We start from the raw sequence: 19,155 nt of genomic DNA on the forward strand, positions 1-19,155 counted from the left end.
TCAGTTGCCTTGCGCAGCCTTGGCGGCTTGCAGCTGTCGAGCCTGTTCGGTCAGGCGGAGCTTTTCCTCGGGGCTCATCGCTTCCATGCGCAGGCGTACCTGGGCCATTTTCTCCAGTTGCCCCGGACTGCTCTCTAGCGCCCGCAACGCCAGTGCCAACGACGCCACGGTCGGATGATCGAAGACCAGTCCCGGGTGAATTTCGCACTGCAACAACTTGCGAATACCGGCCACCAACTTGATCACCAGCAACGAATGACCTCCGGCGGCGAAGAAGTCACGATCGATACCCAATCGCTCCAGCCCCAGCAACTGCGCCATGCGTGCGGCGAGCAATTGCTCCAGCGCATCGCGCGGCGCTGCGTCTTCGCCAGAAGCTGTCGCACCCACCAACTGCTGCAATGCCTTGCGATCGATCTTGCCGTTGACCAGCCGCGGGAACGCTTCGATCAGTTGCATGTGCTGGGGCACCATCACGCTGGGCAGGCGGGTGCTCAACCCGGCACGCGCGGCGTCCAACACGTCCGCCGCGCTACCCGGCTGCGCCACGACAAAAGCCAACAGCCCCTGCTCGACCGACGCCGCCGGCAGCACCAGGGCTTCGGCCACCTGCGGCATGCGCAGAAGCACGGCCTCGATCTCCGCCAGTTCAATACGGTACCCGCGCACCTTGACCTGCTGATCGCGCCGACCGTACAGCTGGATCGCCCCATCCGGGCGATAACGCGCCAGGTCGCCGGTGCGGTATAAACGCTGCGCCGGATCGAACGGACTCTGGATGAACGTCTGCTCGTCGGCCTCGGCATTCAGATAGCCCCGGCATAGCTGCGCGCCGCCCAGGTACACCTCACCCAGCACGCCCACCGGCACCAAGCGCAGATCGGCGTCCAACACGTAAACCTGGTTGTTGCCCAGCACCTGAGTCAGCGCCGCACAATCGCCGGCAGCGCCGTCCAGGGCCAATGGATGGATCATCACCCCCACCGTGGTTTCGGTCGGTCCATAGTGGTTGAACACGCGGCAATCGCTGCGCAACCGGGCGATGCGCTCGATCAACGTCGCGGGAATCGGCTCGCCGCCCAGAATCAGCGTAAGCGGCAGTGTCGCCTGCTCACTGTCGAGCAACGCCGCAAGGTGCGACGGCACGATTTTCAGGCAGTCGATCCGTTGCTGCTGCACGTACTGGGCAAACAACGCGCCGTCCTGCATCTGCTCATCGCTGGCCACATGCAGGGTGGCGCCATTGAACAACGCGCCAAACAACGCCGTGTTGCCCAGATCCGCCGCCACGGTGGAGCTGAAACCGACGTTTTTGCACTGCCCCAGCCCCAGGGCCTGACTGGCCTGAGCGGTGTAGTTGAGCAATTGCCGATGCTCGATCACCACGCCTTTGGGCACCCCGGTGGAGCCGGATGTAAACAACACGTAGGCGATGTCGTTGCCCTTGGTGGCGAGCACCGGCAATGGCGCTGCCGACTGACTGAGTTCAGCCAATGTCAGCGCCTTGTACGGCTGCCCCTGCCAGGCCGGCAGATGCGTCGCATCGGTGAGCAACACGGCCGCGTCGGCCTGTTCCAGCATCAACGCCTGGCGCGCCTGGGGCCACTGCACATCCAAGGGCAGGTACGCCGCCCCTATGCGCCAGCTCGCCAGCATTGCAATCACCAGCTGCGCCGAGCGCGGCAACGCCAGCGCGACGATCGAACCCTGGCCCAGACCTTGGTCCTTGAGGCCCTGCGCCACACGGTCGACCCGGGCTTGCAACTGGCCATAGCTCAAGTGCTGATGGGCGTCGGCCAGGGCGATGGCGTCCGGCGTATGAACTGCCAGGTCGGCGATGCGCTGCGGCAGATAACGGCCATCCGCCAATGCCTGCATCGGCGGGTTGATCGCCCGCAAGCGCCGCTCTTCGCTGCGACTGAGCAAATTGAGCTGCGCCAGCGCGGTTTGCGGTGCAGCAAGGATCGATGCCAACAGCTCGGCGTACTGTTCCAGCACAACGCTGGCCGACGCGAGCGAGTAACGCGAACTGGCGTAAGACAGATCGACCGCGGCAAGCCGCTGGGCATCGTCCAATTGAACCTGTAAAAGCAACTCGAACGCATCGGCCTGCGTGAGCATTGGCTCCGGCGCCGCCCAGTTCAGGCCGCCACTGCTCCGGGCACCGCTGGCCTGCCCCAGGGTAAAGCCGTAGGCCGGGCGTGCGTCAGGCGCCAGGTCCGGGGTCCAGTACTCCTGCCAGGTGCGATGGGCTTCGAGGCCCGCCGCCAGTTCGCTCAACCACTGGCTGAACGCCACGCTGGCGGGCAACGAAACGCACAGCGGCAGGGTTTTCTCGAAGACGCCCACGGCATGGGCGAAGTATTCATAGTCGCCACGGCTGTCATGGCGCACACCGACCAGCGCTTGCTCAAGCCCGCTCAAACGCCCCAGCAACACCCACCACGCGCCTTGCAGCAGCGTGGCAAGCGGCTGGCCGAGCTGCTCGGCCAGACGGTACAACGCGTCACGCTGGGCAGGTTCCAGTGTCAGCGACACGCACCTGTCGCCTGCACCGGTCTCACTGCCGGCGCTGCGTGCGGCCAGCCACGGCGTGGCGATGTCCGTCTGCAGGCCGTGCAGGTGCTGCTGCCAGTAGGTGCGTCCGGTGGCGGCATCTTCATCCAGCACCACCTCACTGCGCCATTCCAGGTATTGGGTGAACTCCTCCGGCGCGTCTTCCACTCCCTGGATCCCGGCGTAGGCTTGCTGCACCTGCTCAAGCAGCAGATTCAGGGATTGCCCATCGGCACTGCAGCGAACGATACCCAGCACCAGTTGCCATTGCCGTGGCGCCAGACGATAAAGCCCGGCCTGGAGGCTTTCCGATTCGCCGAGCACAAAAGCGCGACCCATCGAGTCCTTGATCTGCGCCTGGATGTCCTCGGCCCGTTGCTCGCTGGCCTGTACTGTCAGCGGGAAGCGAGCGGCGCTGGCGGCGGCCTGACGCCAACCGTGGAAACCGGCGACTTTGCCCAGCCGCGCCAACAGCATCGGCTGCTGCGCCAGCAGCGTATCGAACGCGACCTGCAAGCGCTGCGGATCGAGATCACCGTCGATCACCACGTTCAGCCAGCGCAACGCCTCGCCACAGGTCGCCGTGGGCGACAGTTGTTCGAGCAGCATTTGTTGCTCGGGCGTCAGGGGGAAACTCGGGCCCTGTTGATCCATCCTTACTTCGCTCATGCTCCGGTTTCCTCCAGATTGCGCCTGCCCTGAATCGCGTGCCCGGCACTGGCCGGGTTGTCCAGCGCGCTACGGTCGTACATATCACCCATGGCCACCACGATCTTGCGCGGGCCCTCGAACGGGTCGCGGGCGTGGGCCACCAGCATGTTGTCCAGCAGGATCACATCACCTTTTTGCCAGTCGAAACGCACCGCGCAGGCTTCATACAGCTCACCGATACGCGCCATCACCTCGTCTTCAATCGGTGTGCCGTCGCCGTAATACACATGCCGAGGCATGCGCTCCAGGCCGAACATCGACAACAGGTCCTCCCGCACGTCCGGGTCCAGCCAATGGATGTGATGCAATTGCACCTGATTGAAGAACGACTTTTCTCCGGTGATCGGGTGCGTGATGATCGCGGGCCCCGGTGTGCGGGTCTGCAACTCGTCGTTATCGAGCCAGCGCCATTGGATGCCGCCCGCCCGACAGCGGGCCTCCACTTCAAGGCGATCTTCGGTCTTGAAGAAGTGCTGCCACGACACATCGAGTTTGGCGGTGAAGGTGCGTACGTACAGCAACCCTTTGTCTTCGAACGTCTCGCGAAGGTCCGCCGGCAATCGTTCATACATCAACCGGCAATCCACCACCGGGGTCGCGCCGCCTACGGGCGCGGCCTGCTCGCAATAGAACATCTGCTTGCGCGGCCAGCGGTCCTGATGGGAGCTTTCGTTGTGGAACAGGATCATCTTGCGCTCGGGGTACGGCGTGGAACGGTAGGTGTTCTTGCCGCCTTCTTTTTTCGGCAGGTCGCCGTACTGACCATAAAGCCCTGGCTGTACCGCTTCGGCGAACGCTTCAAAACCCTGGATACCGTCCAGCTCGAAACCGCGGAACAGAATGCCCGCATGTTCGGCCAGCTTTTGCTCGATCAGCGGCCGGTTCTGGTGGATCCAGTCGATGACATCCAGATGGGGCTCGCCCGGTTCCAGCATCAAGGGAAAGCGCTGCGGTGCAGCCACCAGTGATTCACGCACCCGCGCCGCACGAGGCTTGGTGAGCGGTGTCACGGAGCGCTTGAGAAACTTGCCCAGTTTGTCGGCCTTGGGCCCTGGGACGGTGGCAGGCGTGACGGCTGCCGCCCTGTTGTCGACTGGCATGCTGATAGCTCCCAATTGAATATCCTGATCAGCGACGATCTGTTCCAACAGGGCTGTCCAGGCCTGAATCAGGTGCTGAATACGCTCATGTCCGAACAAGGTTGTGGCGAATTGCCAATTTCCGCGCAATTGCCCTTCTTCTTCGTCAACGAACAACGCCATATCGAATTTAGAATGGGTCTCGAGCGCCGGCAGCATTTCCACGCTCAACCCGGTCATGGCGCGGGTGCGCACCGGCACGTTGTTCATCACGAACAACACTTGGAGCAACGGGTTCATGCCCTTGTGTCGCGGTACGCCCGAGGCTTCGACAATCTGGTCGAAGGGCAAGTCCTGATGCTCCAGGGCACCGAGCAGGTTGTCCTGGGTCTGCCCCAGGAAGCGCGAGAACGTGGCCGCGGCGTCGAAGCGCGAACGCAGGGGCAGTACGTTGACGAAGAAACCGATCAGCCGCTCCAGCTCGGGTTGTTCACGACCCGCCACGTCGGCGCCGACCACCAGGTCTTGCGCGTCGCAGAGCCGATGCAACAACACCTGGAAGGACGCCAGCAGCGTGCTGTACAGTGTGACACCGGCCTCGCTGGCTAACCGGCGCAAGGCCTCGCTCAGCCCAGTGGAAAGCTGGAACTGCAGCGCATCGCCATCGTAGGACGCGGTCTGGCCCCGGGGGCTGCTCAGTGGCAAGTCCAGGCGCCCTTCGTAGCCGCCGAGCCGGTGTTTCCAGTACTCGGCCTGTCGCGCCAGCACGCCCTGCTGCTCCAGCGCCTGTTGCCACAGCGCGAAGTCATGGTACTGAACCTCCAGGGGCGGCAGCGGCATCGGTTCACCCTTGAGGGACGCCTCATAGCCCTGCACCAGTTCATTGATCAACAGCCCCATCGACCAGCCATCGGAGATGATGTGGTGCATGGCATACAACAACACGTGCTCGGTCGGCCCCAGGCGCAGGATCCGCCCGCGCAACAACGGTGCCTGTTCCAAGTCGATGGGGATGCGCGCGTTTTCCAGCGTCGCCTGGGCCACCTGTTCCTGCTGGGCACTGGACGACAGGCCAGAGAGGTCGATCACCGGGAAGTCCAGTTGCACCTCATCGGCAATCAGCGCCAGCGGATCGCCTTCTTCGTCTTGAACATACGCGGTGCGCAATACGTCATGACGGCGAGCCACATTGGCAAAGCTGCTCATCAGGTGCGCCACCGACAACTCGCCGCACAGGCGCAGCGCCATGGGCATGCCATAGGCCGACGTACCGCCGGACAATTGTTCGGCGATCCACAAACGTCGCTGCACCAACGACAGCGGTGCCGAACGTCGCGGCCCATGGGCCTTGAGCCGGACCTCATGGGAATCGCCCGCCCGAACCGGTCCATCGGCAGTGCCGGCCATCAGGACCGCCAGCGCCTTGAGCTGCGGATGATTGAACAAGTCACGCAGGCTCAGCGGATAGCCCGTCAGCTTGCGCAAACGCGAGACGGCCTGGGTTGCCAGCAAGGAGTGGCCACCGCGCTCGAAGAAATGGTCGTTGCGACCGACCTGCTCCACTTCCAGCACCTCTTGCCAGATACCGGCGATCTGTTGCTCCAGTTCGCTGACGGGCGCCTCGTAACCGCTTTGCGACAACCCGGTCTCCACCGCCGGCAAGGCCTTGCGATCGAGTTTGCCGTTGGGGGTCAGGGGCAGTTGTTCGAGGAACACCAGGTGCGCCGGGATCATGTAGTCCGGCAGGTGTTCCTTGAGGCCTGCCTTGAGCTGAGCGCGCAGGTTGCTTTCGTCGATTTGCAACGCCGGAGCAACCACGTAGGCCACCAGTTGCTGGCCGCCCGGTGCGTCCTGGGCCAGGACCGCCACGTCGCACACCTGGGGTTGTTGCAGCAGCCGCGCTTCGATTTCCCCCAGTTCGATACGGAAGCCGCGGATCTTCACTTGATGGTCGATACGGCCCAGGTATTCGAGCACGCCATCGGCGCGGTAACGACTCAGGTCGCCAGTGCGGTAGAGGCGTTCGCCGGTTGTGGAGAACGGGTTGGGTACGTATTTTTCGGCGGTCATCGCCGCGCGGCCAAGGTAGCCACGGGTGATGCCCGCGCCGCTCAGGTACAGCTCCGCCGAGACGCCTTGGGGGACGGGTTGCAGATCGGCGTCGAGCAGGTAGCTGGCGGTGTGCTTGAGGGGCCGACCGATGTTCGCCGTGCCGCCGGCGGTGCGGCGGGTCCAGGTGGAATAGGTGGTGTCTTCCGAAGGGCCATAAAGGTCGTACACATGCTCGATTCCTTGTGGGAGTGAGCCTGTGGGAGCAAAGCTTGCTCGCGATGGCGGTGGGTCAGTCACACATGGGCCAGCCGATAGGAGGCTATCGCGAGCAAGCTTTGCTCCCACAAGCTTTGCTCCTACAGGCCCTACTTTTACTGTCCCTCCCCCTACTGGCCTTGCTCCTACTGGCCCTGCTTGCACAGGCCCACTCCCACAGGTGGGGTGCTGGTAGAGCGCATCCACCAGGCTCTGCTTCAACGGCTCACCGGCCAGGTTGATGATGCGCACACTGGCCGGGATCTCATCGCTGCGCAGCAACGCAGCAATCGCCGAGGGCACGGTGTTGATCAGGCGCACCTGGTCGCGAGCCGGCAGTTGCGGCAATTCCAGGGCATTGCGCGCGATGATCAGCGAGCCACCGTTGGCCAGGGTCACGAACAACTCCCACACCGACAGATCGAAGCACACCGACGTCGAAGCCAACACACCCTGGATGTCGTCGCGGCTGTAGACGGATTTGGACCAGTCGATCAGCGCCAGTACGTTGCGATGGGCAATCGCCACGCCCTTGGGCTTGCCGGTGGAGCCGGAGGTGTAGATGACGTAGGCGAGGTTGTCCGGCGTGACATGGGTGATCGGTGCACTCAGTGGGTACTGCCCCAGATCGATCCGATCCAGCATCAGCACGACGGTTTCAGCCGGCACGCTCAGCGTCGCCGCCACCGCTTGCTCAGTCAGCAACACCCGCGCACGGCTGTCGTCGAGCATGTAGGCCACCCGCTCGACTGGATAATCCGGGTCCAGCGGCACGTAGGCGCCACCGGCTTTGAGCACCGCCAGCAAGGCGATCAGCAGGTGTTCGGAGCGCGGCATCGCCACGCCCACCCGCACTTCCGGGCCTACACCCAATTCGATGAGTTTATGGGCCAGGCGATTGGCGCGACCGTCGAGCTCGCTGTAGCTCAGTTGGGTGTTGGCGAAGGTCACCGCCAAGGCATCTGGCATGGTTTCAACCTGACGAGCAATCATCTGGTGAATGCACAGCCCTTGCTCGAACGGCGCGCCCACAGGGTTCCAGTCATGGATCAGGCGCTGATGCTCATCGAACTCCAGCATCGACAGTTCACCCAGGCAGCGCTCGCCGCCATCGGTCATCTGTCCCAGCAACTGAGCCAGATGGGCCGCCAGCCGTTGCACCGTGGCCGCCGAGAAGCTCGTCTGCTGGTAGCTCATGTGCACCGACAGTTGCCGATCCAATCCCACCAACAGCGTCAACGGGTAGCTGGTCTGCTCCTGGGTGAGCGGCGGACCAAAGCGCAAACCATCCGGCGCGCCCTGTTCCAGGGCCTGGGCAATCGGATAGTTTTCGAACACCAACAGGCTGTCGAACAGCGCTTCACCGCCCTGCCCGGCCCAGCGCTGGATATCCAGCAACGCGGTGTGCTCGAACTCGCGCAAGGCCAGGTTCTGCCCTTGCACCGTTTGCAACCAGCTGTCCAACGATTGCTCGGCCCGTGGGCTGGCGATCACCGGCAAGGTGTTGATGAACAGGCCGATCTGCTGCTCGATGCCCGGCAGGTCCGCCGGACGACCGGCCACGGTTGCGCCGAACGCCACGGTGTCTTTGCCGGTGTAACGCTGCAACAGCAGCAGCCACGCGGCCTGCACCAGCGTGTTGACGGTGACTTTTGAGGTGCGAGCGAAGGTTTCCAGACGCCGGGTCAATGCTTCATCCAAAACCTGCACATGGTCGCCATAACCAGCACCGGCCTGGGCCGGTGGTGCAATGGCATCGGCCAGCCGCGTCGGGGCCTCCAAGCGTTGCAGCACGGGCTTCCAGAACGCCTCGCTGGCCACCGCATCCTGGCGTTGCAGCCAGGCGATGTAGTCCCGGTAGCGGCTGCCCGATGCGACGACGGGTTGGCCGCTGTAGCGTTGCAACACTTCGCCGAGCAATTGCGAGTTGCTCCAGCCGTCCATCAGGATGTGATGGCAGGTGTAGATCAAGTGGTAGCGGTCCTCTGCCACACGTGCCACCACCAGGCGCAGCAAGGGCGCCGCCTCCAGCGCGAAACCCTGCTGGCGCTGCGCCAGGGCAAGGGCGTCGAGGTCCTGGGACAGCTGCTCACTGGCGCGCCAGTCATGGAACAGGAAGGCAACGTCCAGCTGTTTGTGCACAACCTGCAGTGCACGCTTGAACTCCCCTTCCCAGACGAAACTGCTGCGCAGCACTTCATGGGCATCCATGGCCGCCTGCCAGGCCTGGCGGAAGCGCTCAACGTCCAACCCTTGGACATCCACCCGCAGTTGGTTGATGTAGCTGCCGACCTGTTGCTCATACAAGGTATGGAACAGCATGCCTTGCTGCATGGGCGACAACGGATAAATGTCTTCGACTTGCCGGGGCGCCAGTGGCAACGCGTCCAGCTCAGCCTGGGTCAACCCGGCCAGCGGGAAGTCCGACGGCGTGAAACCTTGGTGCGGTGCCTGGCAGCAGTGTTCGATCAGGGCCTGCAACTCTTGGCCGTAGTCCCGGGCCAGCGTCTGGATCGTCGATTCGTCGAACATCTGCGTGCTGAACGTCCAGTCGATGCTCAGTTCGCCGGCGTAGACACTGCCATTGAGGGTCAACCAGTTGTCCAGCGGCGCCAGCGGGCTCTGTGGCGCGCCCGCCGATTCGCTGGCCGGGATGAACAAGCCGTCGGCGTCATCGGCGAATCCGCTGTCGAACTGGCCCAGGTAGTTGAAGGTAATGCGTGGCACAGGCAACGCCTGGAGGGTACGACGGGTCTGCTCATCCCCCAGGTAGCGCAGCACACCGAATCCGAGCCCCTTGTCGGGTATCGCCCGCAATTGCTCCTTGATCGCCTTGAGCGAATCCTCGGCGGTGGCGGCCGGTGTCAACCGGACCGGGAACAGGCTGGTGAACCAGCCGACGCTGCGACTCAGGTCCAAGTCCAGTTCCAGGCCATCGAACAGCGCCTCACGGCCGTGCCCCTCCAGCTGAATCAAGGTCGAGGCGTCGCCGGTCCAGCGGCCGATCACTCGGGCCAGGGCCGTCAACAGCAGATCGTTGACCTGGGTGCGATAGGCCGCCGGCGCTTGCTGCAAGAGTTGTCGGGTCTGGTTTTTATCCAGCCGCGTCTGAACCTGCGCCCCATGGCACCTGCGCAGTTCGCCCTCGGGCCGGTCGCAAGGCAAATCGGCGCGAGCGCCCTGCAGTTGCCCTTGCCAGTAGGCCATTTGGGCCTGTAACGCCGCACTGCCGGCATGCCCCTGCAGCCGTTGCGCCCAAGCCTGGGTGGCGCAGGTCTTGGCGGGCAGTTCCAGGGCCTGGCCGGCTTGCAGTTGTTGATAAGCCTGTTGCAGGTCTTCCAGCAGAATGCGCCAGGACACCCCGTCCACCACCAGGTGATGGATCACCAACAGCAACCGTTGGCTGCCATCGGCCAGGCGCGCCAAGACCCCGCGCAACAGTGCGCCGTTCTGCAATTCGAGACTGCGCTGGGCTTGTTCGGCCAACCGTTCAAGCGCCGCAGCATCTGCCACGTCGGTCGTCCACAACAGGGGTGAGCGTTGCCAAAGCGCTTGCTGCTCGGTGAGGGTTTGATGGCGAGCGGTCCAGGTGTCGTTCTCGCGCATGAAGGCCAGGCGCAAGGCATCGTGATGAGCAACCAGTGCCTGCAACGCCAGCTCCAGATGAGCGGCGTCCACTGGCCGCAGCCCCTTGAGCAGCACCGATTGGTTCCAGTGATGGGGCTCGGCCATGTCCTGTTCGAAAAACAGTTGCTGGAACGGCAGCAACACCGCGTCGCCCGTCACCGGGCCCTGGTCGATGTCCGGGCCGCTGCCCCCCTGGGTCGCCACACTGGCGAGGCCCTGGATGGTCTGATGAACGAACAGATCCTTGGGACTGAAATGAATCCCGGCCTGCCGCGCTCGGCTGACCATCTGGATCGAGATAATCGAATCGCCCCCCAGCTCGAAGAAATTGTCACTGACCCCCACTTGCTCGCGCCCGAGCACGCTTTGCCAGATCGCGGCCAGGGTCTGTTCGAGGGCGGTGATCGGTGCGATGTAAGCCTTCGGGCTGGCGCTGATATCGGCTTTGGGCAGCGCCTTGCGCTCCAGTTTGCCGTTGGGGCTGACGGGCATTTTTTCCAGCCACACCCAGTGCTGCGGCACCATGTAATCGGGCAAGGACTGGCTCAAATGGTCCTTGAGGTGACCTTGCAGCGCCTGGCGGACGGTGTCTTCGGCGCTCAGCAGTTCAGCGCGGGCCGGCACCAGGTAGGCCACCAGCAAGGTGCCATCCTGGGCGATCACGATGGTTTCGCGCACCTCGGCGTGCTCGGCCAGGCGCGCTTCGATTTCCCCCAGCTCAATGCGCAAGCCACGGATTTTCACCTGATGGTCCATGCGCCCGGCGTATTCAATCACGCCATCGATGCGGTAGCGCGCCAGGTCACCGGTGCGATACAACCGCTGCCCCGTGCCGAAGGGGCCGGTCACGAAGCGTTCGGCGGTCAGCGCCGCACGTCGATGGTAACCCCGGGCCAGGCCCTCGCCCGCCAGGTACAGCTCGCCCGTCACACCGACCGGCACGGGCGACAATTCATCGTCCAGGATGTAGGTGCCCAGGTTGGCAATCGGCTGGCCGATCGGCACGCTGTCGCGACCATCCTCGACACAGGTCCAATGGGTGACATCGATGGCTGCCTCGGTCGGACCGTAGAGGTTGTACAGGCTGGCATTCGGCAGTTTGGCGAACACCTGCTGCTGCGCATCCACCGGCAGGGCTTCGCCACTGCACACGATCCGCTTCAGGCTGGAGCATTGGGCCACGTGCGGGTCTTGCACAAACGCCTGCAACATCGACGGCACGAAGTGCAACGTGGTGATGCGCTGTGCGGTGATCAGCTCAATCAACTGCGTCGGGTCGCGATGAGCGCCCGGCGCGGCCACCACCAGCGTCGCGCCGGTCAACAATGGCCAGAAGAACTCCCACACCGATACGTCGAAACTGAAAGGGGTTTTTTGCAGCACGCCGTCGGTGGCATCGAGCCCATAGGCCTGCTGCATCCAGCACAGCCGATTGACCAGGGCCGAATGACGATTGCCCGCACCCTTGGGCTTGCCGGTGGAGCCGGAGGTGTAGATCACATACGCCAGGTTTTCAGGGTCGACGTCGACGCACGGATTGGCATCGCGACCGGCTTGCGGCCCGTCCTCGGGCTGATCCAGCAGCAGGCAGCGAATGGCCTCCGGGACGGGCAACGCGTCCAATAAATGGCGCTGGGTCAACAGCAGACCGATGCCGCTGTCGTCGAACATATAGGCCAGGCGATCCCGTGGATATTCAGGGTCCAACGGTACGTAGGCACCGCCGGCCTTGAGAATCGCCAACAGCCCCACGACCATTTCCACGGAACGCTCGACGGCGATACCCACCAGCACATCCGGACCGACCCCCTGAGCGATCAACCGATGTGCCAAGCGGTTGGCCCGGGCGTTGAGTTCGGCGTAGGTCAGGCGTTGCTCGCCGAACACCAGTGCTGGGGCGTCCGGGGTCCGCAACACCTGCTCTTCGATCAAGCTGTGCACGCCGCGATCGAGCGGGTATTGGACCGCCGTGGCGTTCCACTCCACCAGTATGCGTCGGCGCTCGTCAGCGTCCAGTAACGCCCACTGCGCAACGGGGCGGTGCAGGTCCTGCACCAAGCCTTGCAACAGGTTGAGCCAATGCTGGCCCATGCGTTCGATGGTGGCCGGCTCGAACAGATCCGTGGCGTAAGTCAGGGCCGCGTGCAGGCCTTGGGCGCTGTCGCTGGTGTCCAGGCTCAGGTCGAACTGCGCGGTGCGCTGCACCCAACCCATAGGCTCGATGGCCAGATCCGGCAAGGCAGTCGTCAAGGCCGTGTCGGTTTCGTTGCGATGGTTGAACATGGCTTGGAACAGCGGGCTGTGACTCAGGTTGCGTTGCGGCTGCAGGGCATCGACCAATTGCTCGAACGGCAGGTCCTGGTGCATCTGCGCCGCCATGGCCGTCTGCTTGAGCTGTTGCAGCAAAGCGGCGCCGGTCAAGTCGCTGTGGAACTCGGCCCGCAGCACCTGGGTATTGACGAAAAACCCGATCAATCGCTCGGTTTCCAGGCGCTGGCGGTTGGCAATCGGCACCCCGACGCGAATGTCGGCCTGGCCGCTGTAACGGTGCAACAACGCTTGGAAGGAACCGAGCAACAGCACGAACAACGTGATGTTTTCCCGGCGAGCCAAAGCCTTGAGGTCGTCGCTCAACGCGCGATCGAGCACAATCGGCAACCGCGCGCCGCGCATGCTTTGCTGGGCCGGGCGCGGATGGTCGGTGGGCAGTTCCAGCAGCGGCTGTTCATCGCCCAGTTGTTCGGTCCAGTAGGCCAGTTGCCGGTCGCGCTCACCGGCGGCCATCCATTGCCGCTGCCAGACGGCGTAGTCGGCGTATTGCACCGCCAGGGCTGGCAACTGCGCCGACTGCCCCTGGATGAACGCCGAGTACAGGCTCATCAGGTCATCGACCATCACCTGCAACGACCAGGCGTCGGCAACGATGTGATGCAGGGTCAGCACCAGGATGTGCTCTTGCTCGCTCAGCGCCAGCAGGCCGACGCGCAACAGCGCATCGTTCAGCAGATCGAACGGGCGTTGCGTCTGCTGCTCGATAAATGCCTGGATACCGGCCTCGTCATCCACCGCCAGACGCTGCTCGACGAAGTCGACCTGCCCCTGGGCACGCATCACCTGACAGGTCCGGCCATCGTCTTCGACGAAGGCGGTGCGCAAACTTGCGTGACGCTCCAGCAGCGCTGCAAAGCTTTGACGCAGGGCACCTGTGTCCAGCGCACCGTGCAGCCGCAGCGCCGTCGGAATATTGTAGGCGGCGCTGTCGGGGTCCATTTTCCACAGGAACCATTGGCGTTCCTGGGCAAAGGACAATGGCAACGGCTTGTCACGGGGCACCGGCACCAGCGCCAACGGTTGTTCACCGTGGCCGGCGTCGAGGGCCTGCACAAAATTCTGCAACGTGCTGTGTTCGAACAGACTGCGCAACGGCACTTCGATATCCAGCACCCGACGGACCCTCGACACCACTTGGGTCACCAGCAACGAATGCCCGCCCAACTCGAAGAAGTTGTCCGCAAGCCCGACACGCTCGAGCTTGAGCACCTCCTGCCAGATCGCCGCCACCTGTTGCTCACGGGCACTGCCGGGCGCCACATAGGCACGTTGCAACTCGCTGGCATCCGGGGCCGGCAACGCCTTGCGATCGACCTTGCCGTTGGGCGTCAACGGCAGTTGCGCGAGGAACAGCAGATGCGCTGGCACCATGTATTCCGGCAATTGCGCCTTGAGCGCGGTTTTGAGCGCGGTGCGCAATGAGGCCTCGGCATCCGCTTGCGGCACTGCGTCAATGGGCACTACATAGCCCACCAGTTGCGCGCCGGTCGGCCCTTCATGAGCCACCACCACGGTTTCCCGCACACTGGCCTGGGCCAGCAGCGCCGCTTCGATTTCCCCCAGTTCAATGCGCAAGCCGCGGATCTTGACCTGATGGTCGATGCGGCCGATGTACTCGACTACGCCTTCAGCCCGATAGCGGGTCAGGTCACCGGTGCGGTACAGGCGCTCGCCCGTGGTGGAGAACGGGTCCGGCACAAAGCGTTCGGCCGTCAGGGCCGGACGCTGGAAGTAACCGCGGGCCAGTCCGTCGCCACCGATCAGCAGTTCACCCGGCGCGCCGGGCGGGTTGAGCGTCAGGTCGCTGCCGACGATGTACAGCGCCGTGTTGTCCAGGGGTTGGCCAAGGAACGGACGGCTGTTTTCAGGGCTCAGCGGATGCAGCGCCGACCAGATCGTGGTTTCGGTCGGGCCGTAGAGGTTCCAGACCTTCGGCGAAAACGCCAGCAGCCGTTGCGCCAACTCCTGGGGCAACGCCTCGCCGCCGCACAGGAAGGTGCGACCTGCCAGCAGCGCAGATTGTTCGTGATCCAGCAACATGCGCCAGCTCGAAGGGGTGGCTTGCAGCACCGTCACGTCGTGCCGTTCGATCAGCGCCAGCACCGCCTGCGGGTCCTGGTGCACGTTCTGCCCGGTCAGCACGACGCTGGCCCCGGCCGACAGCGGCCCATAGATTTCCAGGGCAAAAATATCGAAGGAAAAGGTGGTCAACGACAGCATGCGATCGCTGGCCGTGAGGCCTGGCTGGGCGAGCATGCTGGAGACGAAATTGCTCAGCGCGCCATGGCGCACCATCACCCCCTTGGGTTTGCCAGTAGAACCAGAGGTGTAGATCACGTAGGCCAGGTGCTCGGCGCTCAGTGGCACCGCCGGGCATATGCTCGGTGCGTCCTGCAAGGCGGCATCCGGCTGGTCCAGCAACAGGGTTGCGAGCGTCGTCGGGATCGGCAATCGAGCCTGCAAACGGGCCTGGGTCAGCAGCAACTCGATGCCGCTGTCCTGGATCATGTAGGCCAGGCGATCCTCGGGGTACGCCGGGTCCAGCGGCACGTAGGCGCCGCCGGCCTTGAGGATCGCCAGCAGGCCGACAATCATCTCGGCGCTGCGCTCCACCGCGATCCCCACCGGCTGGTCAGGCGTCACGCCCAGGGTAATCAAGCGGTGGGCGAGCTGGTTGGCGCGTGCGTCCAACTGCCCGTAGGTCAGGGCCTGCCCATCGATCGTCAGCGCCAGAGCGTCCGGGGTCGCGCGAGCCTGTTCGGCGATGCGCTGGTGTACACACGCCATGGGGCCATGATCAACCACACGGTGCCAATCTCGCTGCGTCAGACGCTGCTGGGTGGCATCGAGCAACGGCAATTCGCCGATACGTTGCTGCGGCGCATCGACGATACCTTGCAGCAGGTTCTGCCAGTGACGGGCCAGGCGTTCGATGGTCTGTGGTTCGAAGAGGTCGGTGGCGTAGGTCAGCTCCGCGACCACGCCCTGCCCGGTTTCATACGTGCCCAAGGTCAAATCGAACTGGGCGGTGTGCCCTTCCCACACCAGGTCCTCGATGCTCAGTTGCGGCAATTGCATCTGTCGGTCCTGGGTGTCGCTGGCGGTCTGGTGGTTGAACATGACCTGGAAAATCGGGCTGTGGCTGAGGCTGCGCTCCGGTTGCAGCGCCTCGATCAGTTGTTCGAACGGCAGGTCCTGATGAGCCTGGGCGGCCATGGCCGACTGCTTGACCTGGGCGAGCAAGCGGTCGAACGGCATTTGCCCATCGACATCGGCGTTGAGCACCTGGGTGTTGACGAAAAAGCCGATCAGGCCCTCGGTCTCGACCCGGTTGCGGTTGGCCACCGGCACCCCGACACGAATCTGCGGCTGGCCGCTGTAGCGGTGCAGCAAGGCCTGGAACGAGGCCAGCAACACCATGAACAGGCTGGCCCCTTCGCGCTGGGCCAGTTGCTTGAGCGCCGCGCCCAGTTCCGGCGCCAGGCTCAAGTCCAGGCGTGCGCCACGAAAGCTCTGCACGGGTGGGCGCGGATGATCCAGCGGCAACGCCAGCACCGGCTGTTCGCGGCCCAGGGTCTGGACCCAATAGGCCAATTGTCGCTCGCGCTCACCGGCTTCGAGCCAGTGGCGTTGCCAGATCGCATAGTCGGCGTACTGCACGGTCAGTTCCGGCAAGACCAGGGACTGGCCGGCAGTGTCGGCGGCGTAATGGCGCACCAGTTCGTCCACCAGCACCTGCATCGACCAGCCATCGGCAATGATGTGGTGCTGGATCAACACCAGCACGTGGTCGTCCTCGGCGATGTTCAACAGCGCAACCCGCAGCAACGGCCCTTGGCGCAGGTCGAACGGACGGGCGATTTCGCGCTCGACGAACGCCTTGATGCTGTCGTCCTGGCTGAGCGGCGAACCGACGGGCAACGCCTCGACCGCGATGCGCAGGGGCATTTGGCGGTGGATGACCTGCACGGTCTGCTCGCCGTTCTCGATGAAGGTGGTGCGCAAGCTCTCGTGGCGCTCGACCAGGGCGTTGAAGCTGCGCTCCAGGGCCGCTACGTCCAGCCGTCCTTTGAGACGCAAGGCACTGGGGATGTGGTAGGCCGAGCTGTGGGGGTCCATCTGCCACAGGAACCACTGGCGTTCCTGGGCGTAGGACAGCGCGATCTGTTCGAACCCGGAGCGGACCTCGGGGATCGGCAGATTGGCCGGCGAGACGCCCTCTTCGAGCATCTTTTCCAGGTAGCGCTTACGTTTGTCCAGCGGCAGAGTGATAAAGCGCTTGGCAATCCTCAAAGCAACACTCTTGTCCATCAGACTTCCTCCATTTCATCAAGCAGGGCTTCCAGCTTGTTCAGTTTCTGTTCATCGATCGGCCCGTCCGCTGTGTCGAGTTGCGCGACAAATTCCCCCAGGACGGGATGCTGGAAAATCAATTGCGGGGTCAGCGTCAACCCCAGTTCGAGCGCCATGCGCGAGACGGCATTGACCGCCAGCAGCGAATGACCGCCCAGCTCGAAGAAGTGATCGTTCAGGCCCACGCGTTCCACCGTGAGCACTTGGGACCAGATCGCCGCCACCTGCTGTTCAAGCTCGCTGGCCGGGGCGACATAACCGGCCTGCAACAGGCCGGTCTCCACCGCTGGCAGGGCCTTGCGGTCGAGCTTGCCGTTGGGGGTCAGCGGCAGTTGCTCGAGGAACAACAGGTGCGCCGGGATCATGTAGTCCGGCAGGTGTTCACGCAGGGCGACCTTGAGTTCATCGCGCAGAGCGCGTTGGGCTTCGGTGGCATTCAGGTTCAGCGCCGGGACGACCACATAGGCCACCAGTTGCTGAGCGCCCGATGCGTCCTGGGCCAGGACCGCCACGTCGCGCACCTGGGGTTGTTGCAGCAGTCGCGCTTCGATTTCTCCCAGCTCGATACGGAAGCCGCGGATCTTCACTTGATGGTCGATACGGCCCAGGTATTCGAGCACGCCATCGGCGCGGTAACGGCTCAGGTCCCCAGTGCGGTAGAGGCGTTCGCCGGTTGTGGAGAACGGGTTGGGTACGTATTTTTCGGCGGTCATCGCCGCGCGGCCAAGGTAGCCACGGGTGATGCCCGCGCCGCTCAGGTACAGCTCCGCCGAGACGCCTTGGGGGACGGGTTGCAGATCGGCGTCGAGCAGGTAGCTGGCGGTGTGCTTGAGGGGCCGACCGATGTTCGCCGTGCCGCCGACGGTGCGGCGGGTCCAGGTGGAATAGGTGGTGTCTTCCGAGGGGCCATAAAGGTCGTACACATGCTCGATCCCTTGTGGGAGTGAGCCTGTGGGAGCAAAGCCTGTGGAAGCAGATCCTGCAAGATCAGAACCTGTGGAAGCGAGACCTGTGGGAGCTAGGCCTGTGGGAGCAAAGCTTGCTCGCGATGGCGGTGGGTCAGTCACACATGGGCCAGCCGATAGGATGCTATCGCGAGCAAGCTTTGCTCCCACAAGCTTTGCTCCCATAGGCCCTATTTCTACTGTCCCTTCCCCTACTGTCCCTACCCCTACTAGCCTTGCCTCTAATGGCTCTGCTTGCACAGGCCCACTCCCACAGGTGGGGTGCTGGTAGAGCGCATCCACCAGGCTCTGCTTCAGTGGCTCACCGGCCAGGTTGATGATGCGCACGCTGGCCGGGATCTCATCGCTGCGCAGCAACGCGGCAATCGCCGAGGGCACGGTGTTGATCAGGCGCACCTGATCCCGGGCCGGCAGTTGCGGCAATTCCAGGGCATTGCGGGCGATGATCAGCGAGCCGCCGTTGGCCAAGGTCACGAACAGTTCCCACACCGACAGATCGAAGCACACCGATGTCGAAGCCAACACACCCTGGATGTCATCGCGGCTGTAGACCGATTGAGACCAGTCGATCAGCGCCAGCACGTTGCGATGGGCAATCGCCACGCCCTTGGGCTTGCCGGTGGAGCCGGAGGTGTAGATGACGTAGGCGAGGTTGTCTGGCGTGACGCTGCTGTGCGGTGCGCTCAATGGATAGCGTGAAAGATCGAGCTGGTCGAGCATCAGCACGGTGGTTTCAGCCGGCACGCTCAGCGTCGCCGCCACCGCTTGCTCGGTCAGCAACACCCGCGCACGGCTGTCGTCGAGCATGTAGGCCACCCGCTCGACTGGATAATCCGGGTCCAGCGGCACGTAGGCGCCACCGGCCTTGAGCACCGCCAGCAAGGCGATCAGCAGGTGTTCGGAGCGCGGCATCGCCACGCCGACCCGGACTTCGGGACCCACGCCCAGTTCGATGAGCTTGTGGGCCAGGCGATTGGCGCGACCGTCGAGCTCGCTGTAGCTCAGTTGAGTGTTGGCGAAGGTCACCGCCAAGGCATCTGGCGTGGCTTCAACCTGGCGAGCAATCATCTGGTGAATGCACAGCCCTTGCTCGAACGGCGCGTCAACCGGGTTCCAGTCATGGGTCAGGCGCTGATGTTCATCGAACTCCAGCATCGACAGTTCACCCAGGCAGCGCTCGCCATGGGCCGTCATCTGACCCAGCAACTGGGCCAGATGCGTGGCCA

3 protein-coding genes (1 of these 3 only partly in view) are annotated in these 19,155 nt (G+C 63.8%); all 3 read right to left on the bottom strand.

What is annotated here, in order from left to right:
* Tightly spaced (each overlapping or abutting the next), the 3 genes in view from GFU70_RS19310 to GFU70_RS19320 form a layout consistent with a single transcriptional unit that may run on beyond the window.
* On the bottom strand, nt 1-3,225 hold the full coding sequence (locus tag GFU70_RS19310; protein ID WP_153388653.1) for a non-ribosomal peptide synthetase: 3,225 nt from the start codon (nt 3,223-3,225) through the stop codon (nt 1-3).
* Complete coding sequence (locus GFU70_RS19315) at nt 3,222-16,922, bottom strand: non-ribosomal peptide synthase/polyketide synthase (RefSeq protein ID WP_153388654.1); 13,701 nt, start codon at nt 16,920-16,922, stop codon at nt 3,222-3,224. Before GFU70_RS19315 ends, GFU70_RS19310 begins: the two co-directional genes overlap by 4 nt.
* Nucleotides 16,922-19,155, bottom strand: the 3' portion of a protein-coding gene (locus tag GFU70_RS19320; protein ID WP_153388655.1) for a non-ribosomal peptide synthase/polyketide synthase. Its footprint extends 10,681 nt past the window's final position; 2,234 of the gene's 12,915 nt are visible here — the last part of the coding sequence; its start codon lies beyond the right edge, outside the window — the gene reads right to left on this strand; the stop codon is at nt 16,922-16,924. Before GFU70_RS19320 ends, GFU70_RS19315 begins: the two co-directional genes overlap by 1 nt.

This window comes from Pseudomonas brassicacearum (genome assembly GCF_009601685.2).
GTDB classification, from domain to species: domain Bacteria; phylum Pseudomonadota; class Gammaproteobacteria; order Pseudomonadales; family Pseudomonadaceae; genus Aquipseudomonas; species Aquipseudomonas kilonensis_B.

Excerpts from the sequence above, each read along its gene's own strand:
- GFU70_RS19310 (WP_153388653.1), bottom strand. The coding sequence starts at position 3,225 with ATGAGCGAAGTAAGGATGGATCAACAGGGCCCGAGTTTCCCCCTGACG.
- GFU70_RS19315 (WP_153388654.1), bottom strand. The coding sequence starts at position 16,922 with ATGGACAAGAGTGTTGCTTTGAGGATTGCCAAGCGCTTTATCACTCTG.